Source organism: Actinomycetospora sp., assembly GCF_036497585.1.
In the GTDB taxonomy this organism is placed as follows: domain Bacteria; phylum Actinomycetota; class Actinomycetes; order Mycobacteriales; family Pseudonocardiaceae; genus Actinomycetospora.
Map to the genome: position 1 here is coordinate 1 of NZ_DASXJD010000178.1, position 21,984 is coordinate 21,984.

Below are 21,984 nucleotides of genomic sequence, written 5' to 3' on the forward strand. Positions count from 1 at the left end.
GCGCCCCGCCCCAACAAACACGGCCACCTCACCGACGCCGCCCGCGACACCGCCGCCCGCCTCACCCACCACGCCAGCCCGACCACCACCGTCACCGAGCCGGCCCCACCCACCCGCTACGACCACGACCCCGACTTCTGACGAGGACCGCTCGCCCGACCCGTCGGCTTGACCAACCGACCCGCACCGGCCACGGTCAGCCGATGGCGAGTGATCCGGACGAGGTGCGCGACGGGGTCGGTCTCACCCACCTCGACCAGGAACTCCTCGCCGGCGACGACGACCACCCGCCCGTGACGAAGCGCGCGCTCGTCGACCACCTCGACTCCGTCTCCGACCGCATCCTGCCGCTGCTGGGCGGGCGGCCGCTCTCGGTGGTCCGGGCCCGCGGTCGCGAGCGCTTCATGCAGAAGAACCTGCCGAAGGGTGCGCCGGAGTGGATTCGGTCGGTGACGTTCTGGTCGGAGAGCTCCCAGCGCGACGTCCACTATGCGCTCGTCGAGGACCGCGCGACGCTGCTCTGGTTCGGCAACCAGCGGGCGGTCGAGTACCACGTCCCGTTGACGCTCGCAGCGGACCCGGGCACGCCGACCCACCTCGTCCTCGACCTCGATCCGCCCGAGGGCTCCGATCTGGGGCCGGTCGTCACCGCCGCCCGAGCCGTGCGGGAGGTGCTCCGCGACGCCGGCTTCGAGCCCGCCGTGAAGACCTCCGGCGCCAAGGGGCTGCACGTGGTCACCCCGATCCGGCCGGCGTCGATGGAGGACGTGCACGCCGCGACCCGAGCGGTCGCCGCGCGCGCCGAGGCACTCGAGCCGGCGGGCACGACGACGGCGTTCATCCGCGCCGACCGCGGCGGCAAGGTCTTCCTGGACGCCACCCGCGCGGGCAACGCCACCGTCGTCGCGGCGTACAGCCCCCGGGTGCGGCCGGGTCTGCCGGTCTCGTGCCCGTGCGACTGGGACGAGCTCGACGACGTCGTGCCGTCGGAGATCACGGTCGCCACCCCCGCCCGGTTCCTCGAGGGACCGACCTGGGAGGAGCGCCTCGGCGAGGCCCGCGCGATCCCCGCGGACCTGATCGAGGAGGGGCACTCCATCCCGGTCGCGCGGGTCGCGGCCATGCACGAGGGGAAGCGCCGCAAGCGCGCGGCGTCCCGCGACGAGGACTGACGCGATACCGGTGCGCGCGGTATCGGGTACTGTGAGTACCGCGCACATCGTTCGTCGTGAGGAGAGTGCCGTGGACTTCGCCGGGATCGGGCCCGTCAAGGACGCCCTGACCACCACCAACGGCCTGCTGGAGAAGGTGCTGGGCGAGCTGCGCCGCACCAACGACGCGCAGCTCGACGCCGTCGTCACCGAGCTACGCGCGGTACGGGCATCGGTCGACCGGCTGGTCGCCCTCCAGGAGGTCACGACCGCGGCCTCCTGAGCCGGGCGGCTCCAGCGGCTCCCGCCGCCGGCGACCGGTCGTGGCGCTCCCTAACGGGTGGGCACCGACGTGTGCCGGGTCCAGCGCACCGCGCACCAGGCGACGACGGTGAGCACGCTCGCCACGCCCACCGAGACCGCCATCCCGATCGACCCCGACGGCACGACGCCCACGAGCTGACCGAGCACGTCCACCACGAGCGCGACGACGAGGGCCCCGCGGAACCAGGAGCCGGGTGAGGTGTCCATGGCTCTCAGCGTGCGCCCGGGCGATGAAACGCCGGTGAGCGCTCGCTGTGCGTGACCTACGTGCCGCGCACCGACCTCACGACGCGCCTGGAAGGGTGACACCCGACGGGTGCACCGGAGGTGGGCGTGCGACGACGGGTGCTGCGGTGGCTCCGGCGCGTCGGGATCGCGCTCGTCACGGTCCTCGTCGTCCTCCTGGCGCTGGCCGGGCTGTACCTGGCGTGGGACGACCTGGCGCCGGTGCGCGTCGCCGTGGGGGTCCCCGGGTTCACCGTCGACGCCGCCGGGGTGGCCACGCACGTCGAGCACTGGGCGGCGGTCCACCCCTCGGGCCAGCCGCCGGTGGTGCTCGTCCCCGGCTTCGCCGAGTCGACCTACGTGTTCTCCCGCCTCGCGCCGAGGCTGGCGCAGGACCGCGACGTCTACGCCTACGACGTCCGCGGCTACGGCTACACCGCGCACCAGGGGCCGTACACCCTCGCGGCCGACACCGACCAGCTCCAGGGCCTCCTCGCGGCCCTGCACCTGACCCGCCCAATCGTGCTCGGGCACTCCCTCGGCGCCGCGATCGCGCTCTCGCTGGCGCTGCGCGACCCGGGCGCGGTGACCGGGGTCGTCGCGGCCAACGGCGACGGCACCCCCTACTTCGGCAGCGACCGCTCCCCCACCGCCGGCGGGGGAGGGCTGCGGACGCTGGTGACGCTGCCGCCGCTCGGGCCGGCCGTGGTCACGGCCGTGGTGCGCCACCGTGACCCGGTCCGGCGCCTGGTGATGGCGCAGTGCGGCCCGGGGTGCCCGACCGACGACCGCGCGATCGACCGGTGGCGTGCGCCGTTCCTCGCCCCGGGCGGCGTCAGCGCCTTCCTCGGCATCGCCCGCCAGCCCCTCGTCGGCCTGACCGACGACCAGGAGCGCCAGGTGCGCGTGCCCACTGCGGTGTTCTCCAGCAGCGAGGACGGCAGCTTCGACCACGCCCAGGCCCTCGCGACCGCGGCCCGGCTGCACACGACCCTCGTCGCCGAGCTCCCCGGCGCCCGGCACCTGGCCCTGCTCGGCGAGCCCGACCAGGTGGCCGCCCTGATCGGCCCGCAGCTCACCGCGCTGGCCGCGCAGGCGAACCCGCGGCGGTAGGGCGGGACCGTCGCGACGTGACGATTGCGGGCCGTCGGGGGTGGGGCACCCGCGCGCACCCGACCTCCAGGAGATTCCCATGGCGGACACCCGCAACGGTCCCGAGCTGCACCCCATGACCGAGGAACTGGCCTCCGGGCCGAACTTCGCCTCGGTCGCGACGATGCTGCCCAGCGGGCTCATCCAGAACCAGGTCCTGTGGTGCGCGCTCAAGGACGGCCGGCTCGTGATCAACACCGAGACGCACCGCAAGCGGTACGAGAACCTCCAGAAGGACCCGCGCATCACGGTGCTCATCCGGGACGAGAAGGACCCGTATCGTTACGCCGAGGTGCGCGGCAAGGTCTCCGGCTTCACCACCGGGGAGGAGGCGCGCGCCCACATCGACGAGGTCGCGCGGAAGTACACCGGGCAGGACTACCCGCCCGAGGCGATCAAGTCCGAGCGCGTGATCTGCTGGATCACGCCCCGGCGCCAGACGATCATCGACCAGAACGTCGACATGAGCGACTGACCCCACAGGGAGGGCCGATGTCGGGCGACGACGTCGCGGGCACCGTCCTCGTGCTGCTCGCGGCCGTCGTCAACGCCTGCTCGACGGTGCTGCAGCGCCGCGCCGCGCGCGACGAGCCCGACGAGGCAGCGTTCTCCATCGGGATGCTGTTCGACCTGGTCCGGCGCCCGTCCTGGATCGGCGGCATCCTCTGCATGATCCTGGGATTCCTGCTGCAGGCCGCGGCGCTGACCGTCGGGCGCATCGCGGTCGTCCAGCCGCTGCTCACCGCCGAGCTGCCGCTCACCCTGCTGCTGGCGGCCTGGGTGTTCCACCACAGGCTGCCGGCGCGGGAGTGGGTCGCGATCGGTGCGATGGCCGTCGGTCTCGCGGGATTCGTGTTCTGCCTCTCGCCCTCGGGCGGCGACGTCCTGGGCGCCTCCACCCTCCGGTGGGTGATCGCCCTCGTCGTCTCGCTCGCCGTGGTGCTCGCGCTGGCCCTCGCCGGCGCCGCCCGCCACGGCCAGCCGCGCGCCGCCATGCTGGGCCTGGCGACGGGGACCCTGTTCGGGGTCGTCGCGGCCCTCGTCGCGGGGGTCGGTGCGGCGTACGCGGGCGGGTTCCTCGGCCTGCTCACGGCCTGGCAGACCTACGCGGTGATCGTGCTCGGCCCGACGTCGTTCTTCCTGCTCCAGTCCGCCCTGCAGGCCGGCGACCTGGACGCCTCGCAGCCGGGGTTCACGCTGATGAACCCGCTGGTCGGCGTGCTCTGGGGTGTGGTGGTGTTCGGCGAGCGGCCGCGCGGGGGCGTGTGGATCGTCGGCGAGCTGGCCGGGGCGGCCGTGATCGTGGGCGCGACCCTCCTGCTGGTGCGCTCGCCCGCGCTCCAGGCCGGCGACCCGTCGGCGGAGTCGTCATCGGCCCGTTCGGGCTGAGGCGGTCAGCGGCGCGGCGGCGACAGCCCGAGCACCCGCTCGAGGATCCGGTGGCGCAGCACGAGGCTGAGCACCACGAACCAGACCACGACGGTGGGGACGACCGCGTAGACCACCGGCGGGTCGGGCGCGGTCAGGCCGAAGTAGTTGCGGGTCGTGGGGACGATCAGCACGACGACGAGCGCCACGAACAGCCCCAGCGCCAGCCACGCCGGCCGGCGGTCCGGGCTCACCGGGGCCCAGGCCGTGAAGATCCGCGCCGGGGGCTCGAGGAAGAGGATCAGGGCGATCGAGGCGACCGAGACGAACATCGACAGCCCGCTCTGGGCGCCCAGCGTCGCCGACGCGGTGACGAAGTCGGCGTCCACCCCGTACCGCAGGCCGGTGTACTGCTCGAAGAGCGAGTACGTGGCGGCCGGGAGGTCCGGTTGGCTCAGGCCACGCCGGACCAGTTCGTAGAGGCACGCGTAGATCGCGGCGCCGAACCCGGCCGTGAGGATGCCGACGGGGAGGACGAACCGGGCCAGTGAGACCAGCAGGTCCTCGGCGACGACGACGGGCCGGGCCCACATCGTCAGGAAGAACGTCGGCAGGCCGACGGTGAACAGCGTCAGGCCGACCTGGGTGGGGGTGTAGGGGAAACCGAGACCGAGCAGCGTGACGATGAGGATGACCAGCATCTGCGTCACCACCCGGCACAGGAACAGATACATCGACGAGCCGACCCCGGCGACGATGCGCCGCCCCTCGGTCCGCGCGGGCGGCAACGTCGTGAAGGAGTCGTCGAGCAGCACGATGTCGGCGACGTCGCGGGTGACCGCGCTGCCCGAGCGCATGGCGACGCCGACCTGGGCGCGCTTGAGGGCGCGGGCGTCGTTCACGCCGTCGCCGAGCATCGCGACCTGGCGCCCGCGGCGGCGCAGCGCGTCGACGATCTGCTCCTTCTGCTCGGGCGCGATCCGGCCGAACACCGCGAAGGTGTCGACGGCCTCGTCGAAGCGTTCCGGGGTGAGCGCGGCGAGCTCCGGGCCCCCGATCGCCTCGCCGGCGAGTCCGGCCCGGCGGGCCAGCGCCGCCACCGTCACCGGGTCGTCGCCCGAGATCACCTTCGTCGCGACGCCCTCCGCGGCGAGGCCCGCGAGCACCTCGGTCACGCCCTCGCGCAGCTCGTCGCCCAGGACGACGAGGGCCTGGGCCGACAGGGCGGGCAGCGCCGCGCGCCCGTCACCGGCGTGCAGCCCGGCCCCCTCGGGGCCGCACGCCAGCAGCAGCACCCGCAGACCCTGCTCGGCGTGCGCGCGGGCCTCGCGGAGCAGGCCGTCCACGACCTCGTGGGGGTCGGTCAGGTGCGGCGCGAGCGTGGCGGGTGCCCCGAGGACGACGGGCCGGTCCTCCAGCACGACCCCGCTCCACCGCAGCGACGAGCGGAACTCGACTTCCTCGGTCACCCGGTCGGTCGACCCCCCGGGCAGCGTCGCGTCCGCGGCCAGCGCCGCGGTGGTGGCGTTGGGGGCGCGGACCGAGCGGGCGAACGTGCCGAGCAGGGTGCGCGCCCGCTCCTCGGACGCGGTGCCCGCCGGGGCCACCCGTACGAGCGAGAGCCGACCGCTGGTGAGCGTGCCGGTCTTGTCGGTGCAGATGACGTCGACGCGGCTCAGGGCCTCGACGGCGTTGGTCTGCTGCACGAGGGCCCCGCGCCCGGCGATGCGCGCCGCGCCCACCGCGTAGGCCACCGCGATGAGGAAGAACAGGCCGTAGGGGACCAGCCCGGAGAGCACCGCGGAGGTCTGCACGAAGCGCAGGACCGTCGACCCGTCGAGCAGCGCCTGCGCGAGGATCGCGCCGCTCATCAGCAGCACCAGCAGGATGACCAGCCGGACGACGAGGTCGATGCGCCACTGCAGCGGGGTCTGGTCGGTGGTGTCGGCCCGCGCCGCGACGGTGAGCCGGCCCGCGTGGCTCGCGACCCCGACGGCCTCGGCGCGCTGCCACCCCTCGCCCGAGGCCATCGAGCTCCCCGAGAGCAGCTCCTCGCCCACCGCCTTGGGCACCGGGTCCGCCTCCCCGGTGAGCAGCGACTCGTCCACCTCGAGCACGGCCCCGTCGGTGCCGACGACGGGGCCGTCGACGACGATCTGGTCGCCGGTCCGGAGGGCCAGCAGGTCGCCCTCGACGACGTCGGCGGGCGCGATCGTGCGGGACGCGCCGTCGCGGACCACGGTGACGGGCTCGCGCGCGAGCAGCTGCAGCCGGTCGAGCGCCCGGCGGGCCCGCAGCTCCTGGAACGCGGCCAGCGCCGCGTTGATGATGCCGAGCCCGACGCTGACCAGCGCGTCCGAGTAGCGGCCGAGCCCGAGCAGCGCGATGCCGATGACGAAGAGGACGTTGTTGTAGAACGAGAAGACCGTGGTGCGCAGGATGCGCAGCGTCGTCCGGCTGGAACCCCGCACCGGGACGTTCGCCCGCCCGCCCCGGGCGCGCTGCGCGGCCTCGGCCTCGGACAGACCCTCCGGTGCGATCGTGGCCGTCATGGTCGGAATCCTGACAGCTCGCCGTCGGCCGGGCGCGGGGGGCGGCCGCGACAATGGGTGACGTCACCGCCGGTCCCGGCTGGTGGGTCGGCGACCTCTCCGACGGGCTGACGGCCAGCATCGGGGCGTTCACGGCGCTCTACGGGAGCGGCCGGCCCTACCGCTACCGGGCGAAGGAGCTCGCGGTCATCGCCCTCGCGTTCGCGGTCGTCGTCGTGCTCGGCGCGGCGTCGGCGGTCTCGGGTCGGTGCCGAGCTGTACGAGCTGTCCGGGGCGACCGCCGTCGACGATGCCGGCCGGCGGTACCCCGACGGTTTCCTCGCCCCCGAGCTGGACGCGGTGCGGCGCGCGCTCCCTACGGGACGACGCTGATCATCGCGGTCGTGGAGATGAAGAGGATGGTCAGGACGGCCCAGGGGAGCGGGTTGCGCGCCGGGTCGTGCCGGTGGAGGTGCACGGCGCGCCAGGCGGCGAAGGCGGCCGCGAGCACGAGCACGATGCGCACGGCGTCGAGCGCCGCGAGCCACGGGCCCGGCTGAGTCGGCACACCTGGCGACGGTATGGACTTCGACGTCGGCCGTGGTGTCGTTCGGAGAGATCCGGGGTCGCGAGACGGAAATCGCGCCGACGGACGTCGACATGTCCACCCGGTGAGCTTTACGGTCCTTCGCGGTCGTGGCCACGTCGGCGAGGAGGAACCGCCCGATGTCCCTAGCTGTCGCACCCGCACGTGGCTGGTCCCCGAGTCAGCGGGTGCAGCTGTCGGTGATCGTGGCGGTGGTGTGCCTGCTGCACATCGCGGGCTGGACGCTCTACCTCTCGCTCACCGCGGGACCGCTCGGGGCCGGCGCGTTCGCCGGGGCGGGGGTGCTCGCCTACGTGCTGGGGGTGCGGCACGCGTTCGACGCCGACCACATCGCCGCGATCGACGACACCACCCGGCTGATGGTCCAGCGCGGGCGCCGTCCGGTGGGGGTCGGGTTCTTCTTCGCGATGGGCCACTCGTCGGTGGTGGTGATCCTCGGCCTGGTCGTGGCGCTGGCGGCGGGGCTGGCCAGCTCGAGCGGGATCGAGGCGTTCCGCGAGATCGGCGGCACCGTCTCCACGGTGGTGGCGATGCTGTTCCTGGCCCTGGTGGCGGTCCTCAACGCCCTGGTACTGGTGGGGATCGTCGGCTCGTGGCGCACACTGCGCCGGGGCGCCCTGGACGAGGCCGAGCTCGAGCGCCAGCTGCTCAACCGCGGCCTGGTCAACCGCATCCTGGGCGGGCGGGCCCGGGCGCTGATCAAGCATTCGTGGCACATGTTCCCGCTGGGCCTGCTGTTCGGGCTCGGGCTGGAGACCGCCTCGGAGGTCACCCTGCTGACGCTCTCGGCGTCGACGGCCTCGACGGCGGGGACGAGCGGGGCGCCGCTGTGGGCGGCCCTGACGTTGCCGCTGCTCTTCGCCGCGGGGATGAGCGCCTTCGACACCGCGGACGGCCTGCTGATGTCGATCGCGTACTCGTGGTCCAACCGCAGCCCGGCGCGGCGGCTGTTCTACAACATCGCCACCACTGCGGCGACGGTCACGGTCGCCGGCTTCATCGCCGCGGTCTACCTCGCCGGCGTGCTCGCGGACGACCTCGGGGTGAGCGCGCTCGCCGGGTTCGCGGGGCTGGCCGACGACTTCGAGCTGCTGGGCTACCTCATCGTCGGCTTCTTCGTGCTGGTGTGGGGCGGCGCCGCCCTGCTCTGGCACCTCGGCGGCTTCGAGCGCCGTCACGAGGTGGAGCCCGGTCAGCCGTTCCCCTCCCGCAGTTGCCGGCTCTGCCGGCGCTCGGTCTCGGCGAAGGACCGTGCTTCCTGCGCCGCGTACTGCAGCCGCTCGGCGGCGTCGGGCCGCAGGCGGGCGGAGTCCTCGTAGGTCCGCGCCACCTTCTCCTCGGACTCCGCCACCGCGTCGGCGGCGCGGGCCAGCCGCTCGGTGAGCCGCGAGCTGTGCTGCTGGGCGGCCGCGGCCTGCTCGGCGCCTTCGGGGGGCGACGACCTGGCGGATGCTGGTCGATCCGGCACGGCGCCCTCCCGCACCCGCTCGACGGAGACGGCGCGGGTGTCCCGATACCCTCGCACGACGGCGAGCCGCTCGACCAGCCGGACCGCTCGTCGCGCTCGACCCGTGGCCGCCGCCGGCGGACCCGGGCAGGGATGCAAGGAGCGCGCGATGGACAACCTCCGACTGGTCGGGATCGGTGCCTCGGCAGGTGGTGTCGAGGCGCTCTTCGAGCTGGTCGCCGGGCTCGAGACGGGGCTCGACGCGGCCCTGCTCGTGGTGGTGCACCAGGCCTCGGGCGGTCCGTCCGTGCTGGCGGACCTGCTCGCGCGGCGGACCGCCGTCCCGGTCGCCACCGCGCGGCACGGTGCCCCGCTCGTCCCCGGCGCCGTGCTCGTGGCGCCACCGGACGCGCACCTGCATGTCTCCGACGGCCACGTCGTGCTCACCCACGGGCCCAAGGAGAACGGGCACCGTCCGGGGATCGACCCGCTCTTCCGGTCGTTGTCGTTCGCGGCCGGGCCGGCGGCGACCGGGGTGGTGCTCTCCGGCCTGCTCGACGACGGCGCGTCCGGGCTGCTGGACATCGTGCGCCACGGCGGGACGGCGGTGGTGCAGGACGCCGACGAGGCCCACTACGACGCGATGCCGAACGCCGCGCTCGAGCAGGTGCCGGGCGCCGTCGTGCGGCGCGCCCGGGACATCGGGGCGGTGCTGGCCGAGATCACCAGCCGTCCCCTGCTCGAGGCGAACCGGCCGTCGAACCGGCTCACCTACGAGGTGCGGGTCAGCCGGGGCGCGGAGCGCGAGATGCTCGAGCACGACCCGCCGGGCCGGCCGGTCGGGATCAGCTGTCCGGACTGCTCCGGACCGCTCTTCGACCTCGGTGGTGCCGACAACCCCCGCTTCCGCTGCCGGGTAGGGCACGCGTGGTCCCCGCGCAGCCTCGGGTACGCGCAGGACGACGCCGTCGAGCGCGCGCTCTACGCGGCCCTGCGGGCCCTCGAGGACAAGGTCGCGCTGTCGCACCGGATCGCGGCCTCCGCGGACGCGACCGGGGCCGTGCGGGTGGCCGAGAAGAGCAGGCGGTCCGCCCGGGAGGGTCTGCACTCCGCGACGCTGCTGCGCAGACTGCTCGTCGCCGGTGGTCGGTCGGTGGGACCGGCCGACGGCGGATCCGACGACGCGGACGGGAGCGTGCGGTGACCGAGGAGGTCGACAGCGAGTTCGAGAGCCTGCTCGAGTTCATCAAGGAGAGCCGCGGGTTCGACTTCACCGGCTACAAGCGCTCCAGCATCCAGCGCCGGGTGGAGCGCCGGATGCAGCAGGTCGAGGTCACCGGCTACGCCGAGTACCTCGACCGCCTCCAGGTGGACCAGAACGAGTTCACCCAGCTGTTCAACACGATCCTCATCAACGTCACGGGCTTCTTCCGTGACCCCGAGGCGTGGCGGGAACTGCAGCAGGAGGTCACCCCGGCGCTGCTCGCCCCGAAGACGCGCGGGGAGAGCATCCGGGTGTGGTCCGCGGGCTGCGCCAGCGGAGAGGAGGCCTACACGCTGGCGATCCTGCTCGCCGAGGTGATCGGGGTGGAGGAGTTCCGTCGCCGGGTCAAGGTCTACGCCACCGACGTCGACGAGGACGCCCTGGCCACCGCGCGGCAGGCCACCTACGGCGAGAAGGAGATGCAGGCGGTCCCCGAGGACCTGCGGGAGCGCTACTTCGAGCGCACCGGATCCCGCTACGTCTTCCGCTCCGACCTGCGCCAGAGCGTCATCTTCGGCCGCAACGACCTCGTCCAGGACGCGCCGATCGGTCGGCTCGATCTGCTCGTGTGCCGCAACACGTTGATGTACCTGAACGCCGAGACCCAGGCCCAGGTGCTGCGCCGCTTCCACTTCGCGCTCAACCCGGCCGGGGTCCTGTTCCTCGGCCGGGCCGAGATGCTGCTCAGCCACGCCCGGCTCTTCCTCCCGATCGACCTCAAGCGCCGGTTCTTCCGCAAGGCCGAACAGGTCGAGGCCGGCCCGCGCCCGGGGGGCGCCTCGTCCCAGCCCGACGGGGAGCGGACCGGGCGGGACCCGCGCCTGGAGGACGAGGCGCTCCTCCTCAGCCCGCTCGCGACGCTCGTCGTCAACCCCCACGAGATCGTCGTCAAGGCGAACCAGCGCGCCGAGGCCCAGCTCGGGGTGTCGTCCCGCGAGATCGGCCGTGCCTTCCCCGACCTCGACCTGTGCCAGCGCATCGGCGGCCTGCGCACCGCGTTCGACGACGTCCGGCGCAGCCGCAGCCCGATCTGGCTGCACGAGGCGCAGTTCTCGCGGTCGGCCACGGAGATGCTCTTCTTCGACATCCAGCTCGCGCCCCTGGAGGTCGGCGCGGACGGGGGCATCGCCGTGGCGGTCTTCTTCTCCGACGTCACCCGCTACCAGCGCATGACCGGCGAGCTGCAGGCCGCCCACCGGCAGGTGGAGACCGCCTACGAGGAGCTGCAGTCGACGGTGGAGGAGCTCGAGACCACCAACGAGGAGCTGCAGTCCACGGTGGAGGAGCTCGAGACCACCAACGAGGAGCTGCAGTCGACCAACGACGAGCTCCAGTCCATGAACGACGAGCTGCGCGAGCGCACCTCGCAGCTCGACGAGGCCAACGACTTCCTCGAGTCGGTCCTGGGCAGCCTGCGCACCGCGGTCGTCGTCGTCGACACCGACCTCATCGTGCGGGCGTGGAACGGCCAGGCCGAGGACCTGTGGGGGCTGCGTGCCGAGGAGACGATCGGGCAGCACCTGCTCAACCTCGACGTCGACCTGCCGATGGAGCGCGTGCGCCCCCTCGTGCGGGCCGCCCTGAGCGGTGACGCCGAGCAGGCCCCGTTGCGACTCGAGGTGATCAACCGCCGGGGCCGGACGGTGGGACTGGTCCTATCGGCCTCACCGTTGCGGCTGCGCGGCAGCGTGCCGACCGGCGCAATCGTGCTCATGGACCAGAGCGAGGCCGGCGTCCCGGCGTCCTCGTCCTGAGGCGCTGTCGGGGCCCCCGCCGGGGTTCTACGGTGGGGCCATGGCGGACGAGGCGGCCCGGCAGGCGGGCTCCGGCACCCGCGACCCCGAGGCGGCCGCGGACCGCCCGGGGCTGCTCGCCGACCGGGAGGCGGGCGCCGACGCCCGCGACCGCGCCGCGGCGAGCCGGGACGTGGAGGCCGACGCACGGGATGCACTGGCCGACCGGCGCGAGGAGACCGCCGACGCCCGGGAGGTGAGGGCGGACGAGCGGGAGGCCAGGCTCGACGCCGGCGCGAGGGGCCTGGGGCTGTCCGTCGCGGGCCTGGTGGACCGCGCCGAGCGGGCGCTGGACCGGCAGGAGGAGGCCACCGACCGCTCGCGGGACCAGATCGACCGCTCCCGCGCCGCGCTGCGCCGGTCGCGAGCCCGCGACGTCCGCGAGCAGGACGAGGTGGACCAGCAGTCCAGCAGCAGCGCCCTCGCGGCGTCGGACCGCGACCACGACCGGGACTGACCGGCGCACCGTCTCTCGGGTGACGCGGGAGGCGACGCCACCCGGGTCTGGAGCGGTGTCGAAGACGCAGCCGGGGTCGGCGGTGGCCCGGTTGCCCCAAACCGGGTTCGGATCGCGCCCGGGCTCAGGTGACGTGGGGCAGGACGTCGGCGACGAGGCGCTCCATCTGCTCGCGGTCCTCGGCGACGTCGGCGCCGAGCGGGTTGAGCAGGATCATCTCGGCGCCCGCGTCCGCGACCTCCTGCAGGCCACGCACGACGTCGTCCGGGGTCCCCGACACCGGCACGTCCTCGATGCCCGGCATCCGCCCGTAGATCCGCCGCAGCCCGGCGACCACGCGCTCCCGCGCGCGCCCGGGATCGTCGTCGACGGTGAGGTAGACCCGCTTGGCGAGGGTGAAGCCGGTCGGGTCGTGGCCCTGGCGGTCGAGCTCCGCGCGGATCGTCGTGACCTGGTCGGCGAACGCCGCGGTGGTCGCGGAGCCGGCGCCGAGGAAGGCGTCGCCGAGGCGGACCGCCCGGGCGAGGGCCCTGGGGGCGTTGGCGCCGAACCAGATCGGCGGGTGCGGACGCTGCACCGGCTTGGGCTCGAGCGGGAGGTCCTCGACCTGGCGGAACCGGCCCTCGAAGCGCACGGGCGACTCCTGCGACCACGCCGCCTTCATGAGCGCCAGGCCCTCGGTGAAGCGCCCGACGAACGTCTCGGGATCCACCCCGAAGGCGGCGAACCTGCGGAACCCGCCGCCGGGCGCGACCCCGACGTCGAGGCGGCCGTGGCTGAGGCGGTCGACCGCGGTGATCGACGCCGCGAGCTGGAGCGGGTCGTGCAACGAGCTGACCAGCACCCCGACGCCGAGGCGCAGGCGCTCGGTGCAGGCCGCCGCGTAGGCGAGCATCTCGAGCGGGGCGATCAGGGGCGTCGGCCCGATCGCCTGCTCGAGCGTCCAGCCGCCCTCGAAGCCCAGGTCCTCGGCCCGCGCGAGGTAGGCCTTCACCCCGGACGCGTCGAAGGAGCCGGTGTCCAGCTGCGGGATCGAGATGCACCAGCGCACGGCCGCGGACGCTACCGCCACGACGTCCGGACGACCCGCCGTCACCCGTTGCGATGAACGGGTGACGCCACCCGTCACGAAGATCGCCGGGACCCCGTTTACGACACGTCACTCGACGGACGCGCAGCGTGTTCATCCCCGCCCGCCGAGATCCCCTCGACCGGAAGGAACGCCCCTCCCATGGCGACCCTGCGCCGCGCCGTGCTCGCCACGGCCATGCTCTCCACCGGCCTGCTCTCGACCACCGGCATGGCCTTCGCCGGTGACTCGATCGACGCCGGCTCGCACCACGACGGCCCCACCGTGCAGAAGGGCCTCATCAACTCCAGCGACTTCGCGCCCAACACCACCGGCGACGCCTGCAACAACGACGTCCCGGTCAACGGGCCGCTCGGCGTCCAGGTCCCGGTCCAGGACAACGCCGGCTCGGTGCCGATCCTCTCGAAGGCCGGCGAGGGCAACTCCGCCACCAACGCGAAGAGCTGCAAGAACCCGATCCACGCGATCGACTAGGTCGTCCCGTGCGCGCCGGGTCGGCCAGGGGCCCGGCCGCCGCACCGGGGTGTGCACGGGCCCGGTCACCGATTTCCCTCGATGGTCGGTGACCGGGTCCGCGGCATGTCCCTGACGTGCGGTCCATGCCCGACCGCGCGGCCGACGACGACTCCGCGCTCGGCGGGCCCGCCTGACCTCAGCGCTCCAGCGGGTGCTCGTCGAGGAAGCCGGTGACGAGCTTGGTGAACTCGTCGGGACGCTCGATGTGCATGCCGTGGCTCGAGCCGGGCCCGGTGACGAGCTCGTAGCGGGCACCGGGGATCGCGTCGGCCACCTTCTTGGCCTGCCACTGTGGCGTCAGCAGGTCCTGCTCCCCGACGACGACGAGGGTGGGCGCGGTGATCCCGGGCAGCCGGTCGAGCGTGTCGTGGGCCAGGTCGGCGTCCCACTGCTCGACCGTGACCTGCATCTGGGCCTCGTTCTGCGGGAACGCGGGCAGAATCGGCTCGAGCATCTGCGCGAAGTCCGGGTGGTCGAGGAGCTGGGGCGAGAACGCCAGCCCGGCCACGGCGAGCGCCGAGTCCATGTCGCGCAGCACGTACGGCAGCCGGAGCGCGGAGAGCACCGAGCGCTGGAACCCGTCGCAGCGGCCCCAGGTCGCGAACATGACCGCGGAGGCGACCTGGTCGGGGTGGGCGAGCGCGAGCTCCTGTGCGACGGCCGAGCCCAGCGACCAGCCGAGCACGTGCGCACGCGGGATCTCGAGCGCCTCGAGCAGGGCCGAGGCGTCCTCGGCCATCGAGGCCACGCTGATCGGCCCCACCCCGCGGTCGCTGCCGCCGAGACCGCGATTGTCCATGGCGATGACCTGGTGGGTCTGGGCGAGGCGGGAGATCACCTCGCCCCACAGCGCGATCGCGCCGGACGTCCCCATGATCAGCAGCAGCGGTTCGCCGCTGCCGGTGATCTCGTAGTTCAGGTTCACGCCGGTCCGGACGGTGGTCTGGGGCATCGGTGCTCCTCGCGGGGTGGGGGTGGTCAGCGGTACTGCAGGCCGTCGTCGAGGTCGGCCGCCGGAAGCGCGACGCGATCGTGGTCGTGCTCGTGCATGTGGGTCCAGGGCTCCCGGTCGCCCTGCTTGAACATCCGGTCCTGGGAGCGCATGACGTAGCCGGGGTTGAAGTTGTCCGGGTTGCTCCAGGGCAGCAGCGGCATGTCCTCGTCGCCGGGCCGCAGTGTCGGGACGACCGTCGACGCGCCCCGCTCCGCCATGCGCTCGAAGATCCGGCCGATGACGTCGTTGACCAGGTCGACGCGCAGCGTCCAGCTGTGCCGGAAGTAGCCGAAGGCGTAGGCCATGTTCGGGACGCCCGAGATCATCAGGCCGTGCCAGGTGACCCGCTGCGAGAAGTCCACGGGCTCGCCGTCGACGGAGAACGGGATGTTGCCGAACACCGCCAGGTTGAAGCCCGTCGCGGTGACGATGATGTCGGCCTCGATCACCTCGCCCGAGGCGAGCTGCACGCCCTTCTCGGTGAAATCCTCGATCTTGTCGGTAGCGACCGAGACCTTCCCCTCGCGCATGCGCTCGAAGAAGTCACCGTCGGGGACGAACGCGATCCGCTGCTGCCACGGCCGGTAGGCCGGGGTGAAGTGCTTGTCGACGTCGGTGCCCTCCGGCAGCAGCGGCCGGATCGTCTCGACGAGGAACTCGTGCAGCTGGTCCGGGTCGTCGCGCCCGGTCGTCGCCAGCCAGTCGAGCTGCTGGGTGTAGGTCCGGCGCAGGATTTCGTGGGTCCACTCCGCCGGCAGGTCCAGCGGCTCGAGCATCGTGGCGAGCTCGTGGACCGTCGGTGCTGGGAACCAGTACGACGGCGAGCGCTGCAGCATCGTCACGTGCGCGGCGGTCTTCGCCATCGCCGGCACGATGGTCGCCGCGGTCGCGCCGGACCCGATGACCAGGACCCGCTTGTCGGCGTAGTCCAGGTCGTCGGGCCAGGTCTGGGGGTGCACGATCGTGCCCTCGAAGCGCTCCGTGCCGGGCCACTCCGGGATGTAGGGCTCGTCGTGGTTGTAGTAGCCCTGGCACATCCACAGGAACGAGGCGCTCATCTGCAGCTGCTCGCCGGTGTCGGTCCGGGTGACCTCGGCGGTCCAGCGCGCGTCGTCGGAGGACCAGCGCAGCGCCGTGACCTCGTGGTGGTAGCGGATGTGCCCGGCGAGGTCGTCCTCGTCGATCATCTCCTGGAGGTACTCGCGGATCGCGCCGCCCTCGGCGATCGACGGTCCGCTCCACGGCTTGTCCCGGAAGCCGTAGGTGAACAGGTCGCTGTCGGAGCGGATGCCGGGGAAGCGGTGGGTCCACCAGGTCCCGCCGTGGTTGTCCTGGGACTCGAGGATCACGAAGCTGCGGTCCGGGAACTGCTCGCGCAGCCGGTGCGCCGCCCCGATGCCGGACACACCGGCCCCCACGATCAGGACGTCGAGGTGCTCCTGCTCGCCGCTGCGCTGTTCGCGCTCGGCGGTGGCGGCGACGGTCATGGCCGGTCCTCCTGGGTCGACGGTGACTCCGGTCCCGGCCGACGGTAGGTCGGCCCTCCACACCCGACGTGTCCGAACTTCGGACACGTCCCGGACTTGACCGCTGTCACATGATGTGGCGTGGGGCACACGGAAGGTGTGGTGCATGGGTGACGTCCTGACTCGTCGCAAACTCCTCACGTCGGCTCGCGCGGAGCTGCTGGAGCATCCCGACGTCGAGCTGTCCGGGGTCCCGGCCCCGGTCGCCGCGTCCTGGCGGCGCAGCCTCGCCCACGGCGTGGACCCGACCGCGATCGTCAACCGCTACCACCCCGACCTCGACGTGGAGTCCCGGCTGGTGCGCTGCGCCCGCCCGGTGATCGAGCAGCTGGCCGAACAGACCGCCGAGGTGCCGGTGTGCGTCGTCCTCACCGACGACCGCGCCCGCCTGCTCGTGCGGCTGGACACCGCGCGGGCGATCGGGCGCGCCGCGGACGGCAACAACTTCGCGGAGGGCTTCGGATACGACGAGGGCGCGGTCGGCACCAACGGGGTCGGCACCGTCCTGGAGTCCGGCGGGTCGGTGCACGTGGTCGGCGCCGAGCACTTCGTCGAGCGGCTGCACGACTACGCCTGCGCCGGCGCCCCGGTGCGCGACCCGTTCACCGGACGCATCGAGGGCGTGCTCGACGTCAGCTGCCGGGCCGAGCACTCCTCGCCGATCCTGCGCTCGCTGGTCTGCTCGGCGGCCGCCCGCATCCAGGACGCGCTGCTGCACGACCGGGACGCGGGCTGGCATGCGCTGCTCGACCTCTACACCCGGGTGGAGGCCCGCACGCGGGAGGCGGTGCTCGCCGTGGGACGGCGCACCGTGCTGGCCAACACGGCACTGCAGACGATGCTGGGCCCCGACGACCTCGCCGCGCTCGGGGAGCACGCGCGCTTCGTCATGGCCCGCGGGGGCGACGTCGACGAGCGCCCCGTCCTGCCCTCCGGCGTCCGGGTGCGGATGCGGGGCACCGCGGTGACGGTCGGCGGCTCGGTGGCCGGGGTGGTCGTCGTCGTGACGGTGCTGCGTGAGGCGGACGGCCTCGCGGCGCCGCGCGCGCTCCCGCAGGACCGGCCGCTGCCGCCCCCGACCGGAGCGAACCCGGCCTGGCGCACCGCGTGGACCGGGGCGGCCGAGGCGGTGCGGGCGCGCACCCCGCTCCTGGTGCTCGGCGAGGTCGGCTCGGGGCGCCGGCGGCTGCTCGCCGACCTGGACGGGGCGTTGACCGGGGGAACCGTCGTCGAGGTCGGGCCCACCGACACCGGGGAGGACGCGGCGGCGCGGATCCGGTGCGCCGGGACGGCGCCGCTGGTGGTGCTGGCCGACCTGGACCGGTGGGACGGCGCGGTGCCCGCCGCCCTCGTCCGCGCGCTGCGCGCTCCCGGGGTGCGGCTCGCGGCGACCGCCGGGTGCCGTGACGCCGTGCCCGCCGACCTGCCCGCCCGGTTCACGCGCTCGGTGACGGTGCCGCCGCTGCGGAACCGGACGGGGGACCTCGCGGCGCTGACGGCGGGAGTGCTGGCCGACCTCGCGCCCGGCCAGGAGGTGCGGCTGTCAGCGGACGCGCAGCGGACGCTGGCCCGCCACCGGTGGCCGGGCAACGTCGCGGAGCTGCGGGACGCGCTCGCCGCGGCGCTGCGCCGGCGCCCGATGGGCACGATCGGGGTCGGCGACCTCCCGGAGTCCTGCCAGAGCTCCCCGCGGGGCACGCTGCGCCCGGTCGACCAGGCCGAGCGCGACACGATCGTCGGGGCGCTGCGGGAATCGGCCGGGAACCGGGTGGCCGCGGCCGCCGCGCTCGGCCTCGCCCGGTCCACGCTCTACCGGAAGATCGCGCACTACGGGATCACGGACTAGGTGCGCTTCGCGCACGTGAGCACTTTCCGGGGCTATGACCCCGGAAAGTGCTCACAGGGCCGTAGGCCACCTACCCGCGATCTTGTGGTCGATGAGCCGGAGGTTCTCGGTGACGGACTCGAGCTGGGCGAGGACCTGGACGCGGTGCGCCTCGAGCAGCTCGAGACGCTGCGCCTCGTTGCCGCTCGTAGTACCGGAGCGTGTCGATGCTGACCCCGCTGCGGCGTCGCCGTCGATCACCCGGCTGACGGTGACGATCTGCCCGCTGCCGGTGGGCTCGCCGGTGCCGGCGCCGGCTGGTGGGACAGGTCGACCACCGCGACCAGGCCGAACACCCCGGCCGCGATGCCGGACCAGACCTTGTACGCGGTGCGCACCCGTCGTCTCCCCCTCGAAGATCCTCGTGTTGCCGCTCATGTCGGCGCCCACGGGGCCCTCGTTACGACGGCCCCGCGCCCAGGAGCCGACCCATGAGCTCGCGGCGGGAGCGGACGCCGACCTTGTCGAACACCGCCTTGAGGTGGTCCTGCACGGTATGCCGGGAGATGTGGAGCTCGCCGACGATCGCGGTGGTCGGGACACCGCGCAGCACGAGGCGGGCCACCTCGGTCTCGCGCGGGGTCAGCCCGTGGGCGGCCAGCAGCAGCGGGGTGGTGGTCGCCGCGTCGGCGTGCTCGATGACCACCGCGATCGGGCCGCCTGACCGCACGCCGCCGTCGTTGTCGTCGGCGTGCAGCCGGGCGGCGTGCACGTGCAGCCACCCGCCGCCGCGGGCGCGTGCCCGCGCCCTGGGCGGCATCGTCGACCGCCCCCGTTCGAGCGCGAGCAGGGCGGCGGCGGCCGTGTGCACCGCGGCCGGGACACGCAGCGTGCCCGGGGTCGCGTCGGCGATGCGGCCCATCAGTTCCTCGGCGCGCCCGGTCACGGCGATGCGCTCGAGGTGCTCGTCGAGCAGCACGACACCCGGACCGGCATCGGCCGCCGCGAGCGCGGTGCCGTGCACCAGGGTGGCACGGCGCAGCGCCTCGGCGATGTGCGGGCCCACCCGGGCGAGCAGGGCGGCGTCGGCAGCGGCGAACCCGTGCTCGCCGTCCTCGCGGTGCAGGCACAGGTAGCCCCAGCACCGGTCGTCGACCACCAGCGCGGCCCGCAGCTCGTCGCCGAGCCCGAGCGGGGCCATGATCTCGCGGTAGCGCGGGCTGGCGGCCCGCTCGCGGCGGGTGGCCTGGTCGAGGGTGGCGACGTGGCCCGGGGTGCCCACGAGGCCGGCGAAGGTGTTGACGTCCGTCCCGCCGAACTCGTTGTCCAGGAACCAGCGCTGCGCCGCCGCCAGCGGGTCCTCGGACCGGCCGCCGGTGAACAGGAGCGTGTCGGGGTCGGCGGTCGCGAAGAACGCGGCGTCGATCGTCGTCACCCGGCGCAGGGCAGCCAGGACCTCGCGCTGGACGCCCTCGACGTCGCGTCCCCGATGGCAGGCCCGGATCACGTCCTGCTCGTGCCGGGCCGCGGCCCGTCCGCCCATCCGGGCAGTGTCCGGCCGTGGCGCGGGCGGTGTCACCCCCACATCGTTGGGATGGGACCGGGCCGTGACCGCGCCGAGCATTTCCGTCATGACCAGCACAGCAAGCCAGCACAAGGAACTCGTGGACGCCTTCGTCCAGGAGCTGTTCACGAGGGGCGACCTCGACGCGGTGGACCGTTGGACCACGCCGGACTTCGTCCACCACGATCCGCCGTTCAGCGGCGTGCCCGAGGGGCGGGACGGCCTGCGCGCCATGAGCGCCACCGTCCGCGCGGCACTCCCGGACTGGCACAGCGACCTCGAGGCGCTCGTCGCGGAGGGGGACCAGGTGGTCGAGCGCTTCACCGCCACGGGGACCCACCGCGGCGAGCTCTTCGGGGTCGCGCCCACCGGCAAGACCCTCGTCCTGCCCGGGATCAACATGTACCGCATCGAGGAGGGGCGGATCGCGGAGATGTGGAGCCGGCTCGACGTCCTCGGCCTGCTCCGCCAGCTCGGCCTGGCCTGATCCTTCTCCGCGGCGGTGAACCGGACGTGGCCCGGCTCCGTGTTCCCGGGCAGGACCGTCTGTCCGGGGGTGGGACTGCATGTCGATCGAGGTCGTCCTGGGTCGCTACGAGCTGGGCGAGGTCCTGGGCGTCGGTGGGTCGGCGATCGTGTACCGGGGCCGGGACCGCCGCACCGAACGCGGGGTCGCGCTCAAGCGCTTCTTCGCGGGCGTCGACGGACCGGACCGGCTCCGGCAGCACCGGGAGGTGCGGACCCTGGCCCGGCTCGACCACCCCGGCCTGGTGCGTCTCCTCGACGCCGGGACCGAGCACGGCCGCGCCCACCTGGTCACCGACCTGGTGGAGGGCCCGACGCTCGCGTGCCGCCTCGAGAACGGTCCGCTGCCGGTCGCGGAGGTGGTCGGCCTGGGGGCGGCGCTGGCGGACGCCCTGGCCTACATCCACGCCGAGCGGGTCACGCACCGGGACATCAAGCCGGCCAACGTGCTCCTCGACCCCGACGCCGGCCCCCGCCTGGCCGACTTCGGCATCGCGCTCGTCGTCGACGCCACTCGCGTGACGGCCACCGACGCCGTCGTCGGGACCGCCGCCTACATGGCGCCGGAGCAGCTGCGGAGCGGACCGGTCGGGGCCGCCGCGGACGTGTACGCCCTCGGTCTGGTCCTGCTCGAGGCCGCGACCGGTGACCTCGGGCTACCCGGTATCGGTCTCGAACCGGTGCTCAACCGGCTGACGGTGTCTCCGCGCGTCCCCGCCGACCTGCCGCCGGGGCTGCGCACGCTCCTGGAGGCCATGACGGACATCCGGGCGGCCCGGCGACCCTCGGCGCGCCAGGTGGCTGCCCGGCTGCGGGACCTCGGGGACGGAGCGCCGGCTGCCGTGGCACACGCTCCGGGGATCGCGGCGGTCGTCCGACGGCGGACTCGGATCGTCCTGGCGGCCCTCGGCGGGCTCCTCGCGGCCGCGGCGGTCGCGCTCACGGCGGTGCACGTGGTCCCGCACGACGCGGTGCTCGCACCGCCACCCGGGGTCGCGGCCGCGCCGACGAGCCCACCAGGCTCGTCCGTCCCGACGGCGTCCCCGGCCGTGGGTGGCGTGGTGCCGGCCGAGGCCGCGGCGTCGCTCGCCGTCCCCGCGCCGACGCCGTCGCGGTCCGCGCGGACCGCGACGGCCGGCGCGCCGACCCGCGCGGCGTCACCGCCGGCTGCCGCGGCGCGCTCAGGTACCCGCGGGGAGGGCGACGACCACGGTTCCGGAGGCGGCGGGCACGGTGGCGACGGCGGCGGGGGTGACGGCGGCGGGACCTCCGGTTCCGGCGGGAGTGGTCACGGCAGCGGGTGACGTCGACAGCGCGTCATGGTCCGGCGCGGCTGGTGTCGGTGTGCCCGGTACGGGTGGTGGTCCGCACGGTGTGCGGGATGTCGCCGTCGCCCTCGGCGACGGTCTCGACGTGCCAGCCAGGCATCTCGCGGACGTAGTTGCCGCGGGCGCATACTCCGCGGCCGTTGGCCAGGCTGGTCGGTGCGCGGGTCCAGCCGACCTGCGGCGATCTCGGCCTCCTGCGCGGCGACCTGGGACCGGGCGAAGGCGACCATCTCGGTGTGCTGCGCCGCAGCCAACGCCCCCCGCACCTGCTCGTAGAGCGCGATCCGGTCGATCCGC

22 protein-coding genes are annotated in these 21,984 nt (G+C 74.0%); 13 read left to right on the plus strand and 9 right to left on the minus strand.

The genetic code is table 11. From position 1 onward, the window contains the following. Positions 1–203 precede the first annotated feature (203 nt). Together VGH76_RS17140 and VGH76_RS17145 are read left to right on the plus strand one after the other, a co-directional pair. The gene (locus tag VGH76_RS17140) at positions 204–1,172 is read left to right on the plus strand and encodes an ATP-dependent DNA ligase (RefSeq protein WP_331557914.1); all 969 of its coding nucleotides are present in this window, start codon (positions 204–206) and stop codon (positions 1,170–1,172) included. Between the two features lie 70 nt (positions 1,173–1,242). Beyond that, positions 1,243–1,434 carry a hypothetical protein gene (locus VGH76_RS17145; protein ID WP_331557915.1) on the plus strand — a complete coding sequence of 64 codons (192 nt, stop codon included), beginning with the start codon at positions 1,243–1,245 and terminating at the stop codon, positions 1,432–1,434. Positions 1,435–1,484: 50 nt separating this feature from the next. On the opposite strand, the gene VGH76_RS17150 is transcribed toward VGH76_RS17145, so the two are convergent. Then, the gene (locus VGH76_RS17150) at positions 1,485–1,682 is read right to left on the minus strand and encodes a hypothetical protein (protein WP_331557916.1); all 198 of its coding nucleotides are present in this window, start codon (positions 1,680–1,682) and stop codon (positions 1,485–1,487) included. Positions 1,683–1,808: 126 nt separating this feature from the next. Between VGH76_RS17150 and VGH76_RS17155 the strand changes: the two genes are divergently transcribed. The 3 genes from VGH76_RS17155 (at position 1,809) to VGH76_RS17165 (ending at position 4,241) form a co-directional block, all read left to right on the plus strand. Continuing rightward, positions 1,809–2,813, plus strand: a complete 1,005-nt coding sequence (locus VGH76_RS17155) for an alpha/beta hydrolase (RefSeq protein WP_331557917.1) — start codon at positions 1,809–1,811, stop codon at positions 2,811–2,813. 79 nt (positions 2,814–2,892) lie between these two features. Then, a complete protein-coding gene (locus VGH76_RS17160) occupies positions 2,893–3,327 on the plus strand; it encodes a PPOX class F420-dependent oxidoreductase (RefSeq protein ID WP_331557918.1) in 435 nt (144 codons plus the stop codon). A 17-nt stretch (positions 3,328–3,344) separates the two neighbouring features. After that, positions 3,345–4,241 carry a DMT family transporter gene (locus VGH76_RS17165; protein ID WP_331557919.1) on the plus strand — a complete coding sequence of 299 codons (897 nt, stop codon included), beginning with the start codon at positions 3,345–3,347 and terminating at the stop codon, positions 4,239–4,241. Between the two features lie 5 nt (positions 4,242–4,246). Here the strand turns inward: VGH76_RS17165 and VGH76_RS17170 are convergent, their stop codons facing one another. Together VGH76_RS17170 and VGH76_RS17175 are read right to left on the minus strand one after the other, a co-directional pair. Continuing rightward, positions 4,247–6,772, minus strand: coding sequence for an HAD-IC family P-type ATPase (locus VGH76_RS17170; RefSeq protein WP_331557920.1), 2,526 nt, complete (start codon positions 6,770–6,772; stop codon positions 4,247–4,249). A gap of 355 nt (positions 6,773–7,127) precedes the next feature. After that, a complete protein-coding gene (locus VGH76_RS17175; RefSeq protein ID WP_331557921.1) occupies positions 7,128–7,319 on the minus strand; it encodes a hypothetical protein in 192 nt (63 codons plus the stop codon). 206 nt (positions 7,320–7,525) lie between these two features. Between VGH76_RS17175 and VGH76_RS17180 the strand changes: the two genes are divergently transcribed. The 4 genes from VGH76_RS17180 to VGH76_RS17195 all read left to right on the plus strand — a co-directional run bounded on the left by VGH76_RS17180 (position 7,526) and on the right by VGH76_RS17195 (position 12,319). After that, complete coding sequence (locus VGH76_RS17180) at positions 7,526–8,677, plus strand: HoxN/HupN/NixA family nickel/cobalt transporter (protein WP_331557922.1); 1,152 nt, start codon at positions 7,526–7,528, stop codon at positions 8,675–8,677. A 297-nt stretch (positions 8,678–8,974) separates the two neighbouring features. Continuing rightward, positions 8,975–10,009, plus strand: coding sequence for a chemotaxis protein CheB (locus VGH76_RS17185; RefSeq protein ID WP_331557923.1), 1,035 nt, complete (start codon positions 8,975–8,977; stop codon positions 10,007–10,009). Further along, a complete protein-coding gene (locus VGH76_RS17190) occupies positions 10,006–11,823 on the plus strand; it encodes a CheR family methyltransferase (protein WP_331557924.1) in 1,818 nt (605 codons plus the stop codon). Before VGH76_RS17185 ends, VGH76_RS17190 begins: the two co-directional genes overlap by 4 nt. A 40-nt stretch (positions 11,824–11,863) precedes the next feature. Next, positions 11,864–12,319 (plus strand): hypothetical protein, encoded by a 456-nt coding sequence (locus tag VGH76_RS17195; protein ID WP_331557925.1) that lies wholly within the window; start codon positions 11,864–11,866, stop codon positions 12,317–12,319. 124 nt (positions 12,320–12,443) lie between these two features. Here the strand turns inward: VGH76_RS17195 and VGH76_RS17200 are convergent, their stop codons facing one another. Further along, complete coding sequence (locus VGH76_RS17200) at positions 12,444–13,370, minus strand: LLM class flavin-dependent oxidoreductase (protein ID WP_331557926.1); 927 nt, start codon at positions 13,368–13,370, stop codon at positions 12,444–12,446. Between the two features lie 180 nt (positions 13,371–13,550). Between VGH76_RS17200 and VGH76_RS17205 the strand changes: the two genes are divergently transcribed. Then, positions 13,551–13,883, plus strand: a complete 333-nt coding sequence (locus VGH76_RS17205) for a hypothetical protein (protein ID WP_331557927.1) — start codon at positions 13,551–13,553, stop codon at positions 13,881–13,883. A gap of 178 nt (positions 13,884–14,061) precedes the next feature. On the opposite strand, the gene VGH76_RS17210 is transcribed toward VGH76_RS17205, so the two are convergent. Both VGH76_RS17210 and VGH76_RS17215 read right to left on the minus strand, forming a co-directional pair. Continuing rightward, complete coding sequence (locus VGH76_RS17210; protein WP_331557928.1) at positions 14,062–14,877, minus strand: alpha/beta fold hydrolase; 816 nt, start codon at positions 14,875–14,877, stop codon at positions 14,062–14,064. A gap of 26 nt (positions 14,878–14,903) precedes the next feature. Then, positions 14,904–16,406, minus strand: coding sequence for an NAD(P)/FAD-dependent oxidoreductase (locus VGH76_RS17215; protein ID WP_331557929.1), 1,503 nt, complete (start codon positions 16,404–16,406; stop codon positions 14,904–14,906). Positions 16,407–16,551: 145 nt separating this feature from the next. On the opposite strand from VGH76_RS17215, the gene VGH76_RS17220 reads away from it, so the two are divergent. Beyond that, positions 16,552–18,291 carry a sigma-54-dependent Fis family transcriptional regulator gene (locus tag VGH76_RS17220; RefSeq protein WP_331557930.1) on the plus strand — a complete coding sequence of 580 codons (1,740 nt, stop codon included), beginning with the start codon at positions 16,552–16,554 and terminating at the stop codon, positions 18,289–18,291. A gap of 51 nt (positions 18,292–18,342) precedes the next feature. Here the strand turns inward: VGH76_RS17220 and VGH76_RS17225 are convergent, their stop codons facing one another. From VGH76_RS17225 to VGH76_RS17235, 3 genes are all read right to left on the minus strand, one after another. Beyond that, entirely contained in the window at positions 18,343–18,531 is a 189-nt protein-coding gene (locus VGH76_RS17225) for a hypothetical protein (RefSeq protein WP_331557931.1), read from the minus strand. Then, positions 18,528–18,668, minus strand: a complete 141-nt coding sequence (locus VGH76_RS17230) for a hypothetical protein (protein ID WP_331557932.1) — start codon at positions 18,666–18,668, stop codon at positions 18,528–18,530. Before VGH76_RS17230 ends, VGH76_RS17225 begins: the two co-directional genes overlap by 4 nt. Before the next feature lie 62 nt (positions 18,669–18,730). Continuing rightward, positions 18,731–19,813 (minus strand): helix-turn-helix transcriptional regulator, encoded by a 1,083-nt coding sequence (locus tag VGH76_RS17235; RefSeq protein ID WP_331557933.1) that lies wholly within the window; start codon positions 19,811–19,813, stop codon positions 18,731–18,733. An 88-nt stretch (positions 19,814–19,901) separates the two neighbouring features. Between VGH76_RS17235 and VGH76_RS17240 the strand changes: the two genes are divergently transcribed. Continuing rightward, complete coding sequence (locus VGH76_RS17240) at positions 19,902–20,321, plus strand: ester cyclase (protein WP_331557934.1); 420 nt, start codon at positions 19,902–19,904, stop codon at positions 20,319–20,321. A gap of 79 nt (positions 20,322–20,400) precedes the next feature. Continuing rightward, positions 20,401–21,663, plus strand: coding sequence for a serine/threonine-protein kinase (locus VGH76_RS17245; protein WP_331557935.1), 1,263 nt, complete (start codon positions 20,401–20,403; stop codon positions 21,661–21,663). Positions 21,664–21,984 lie beyond the last annotated feature (321 nt).

Bases quoted from the DNA above. Each gene is read 5' to 3' on its own strand.
- VGH76_RS17140 (WP_331557914.1), top strand. From the start codon at position 204: ATGGCGAGTGATCCGGACGAGGTGCGCGACGGGGTCGGTCTCACCCAC.
- VGH76_RS17150 (WP_331557916.1), bottom strand. From the start codon at position 1,682: ATGGACACCTCACCCGGCTCCTGGTTCCGCGGGGCCCTCGTCGTCGCG.
- VGH76_RS17160 (WP_331557918.1), top strand. From the start codon at position 2,893: ATGGCGGACACCCGCAACGGTCCCGAGCTGCACCCCATGACCGAGGAA.
- VGH76_RS17165 (WP_331557919.1), top strand. From the start codon at position 3,345: ATGTCGGGCGACGACGTCGCGGGCACCGTCCTCGTGCTGCTCGCGGCC.
- VGH76_RS17170 (WP_331557920.1), bottom strand. From the start codon at position 6,772: ATGACGGCCACGATCGCACCGGAGGGTCTGTCCGAGGCCGAGGCCGCG.
- VGH76_RS17185 (WP_331557923.1), top strand. From the start codon at position 8,975: ATGGACAACCTCCGACTGGTCGGGATCGGTGCCTCGGCAGGTGGTGTC.
- VGH76_RS17195 (WP_331557925.1), top strand. From the start codon at position 11,864: ATGGCGGACGAGGCGGCCCGGCAGGCGGGCTCCGGCACCCGCGACCCC.
- VGH76_RS17205 (WP_331557927.1), top strand. From the start codon at position 13,551: ATGGCGACCCTGCGCCGCGCCGTGCTCGCCACGGCCATGCTCTCCACC.
- VGH76_RS17210 (WP_331557928.1), bottom strand. From the start codon at position 14,877: ATGCCCCAGACCACCGTCCGGACCGGCGTGAACCTGAACTACGAGATC.
- VGH76_RS17215 (WP_331557929.1), bottom strand. From the start codon at position 16,406: ATGACCGTCGCCGCCACCGCCGAGCGCGAACAGCGCAGCGGCGAGCAG.
- VGH76_RS17220 (WP_331557930.1), top strand. From the start codon at position 16,552: ATGGGTGACGTCCTGACTCGTCGCAAACTCCTCACGTCGGCTCGCGCG.
- VGH76_RS17235 (WP_331557933.1), bottom strand. From the start codon at position 19,813: ATGGGCGGACGGGCCGCGGCCCGGCACGAGCAGGACGTGATCCGGGCC.
- VGH76_RS17240 (WP_331557934.1), top strand. From the start codon at position 19,902: ATGACCAGCACAGCAAGCCAGCACAAGGAACTCGTGGACGCCTTCGTC.
- VGH76_RS17245 (WP_331557935.1), top strand. From the start codon at position 20,401: ATGTCGATCGAGGTCGTCCTGGGTCGCTACGAGCTGGGCGAGGTCCTG.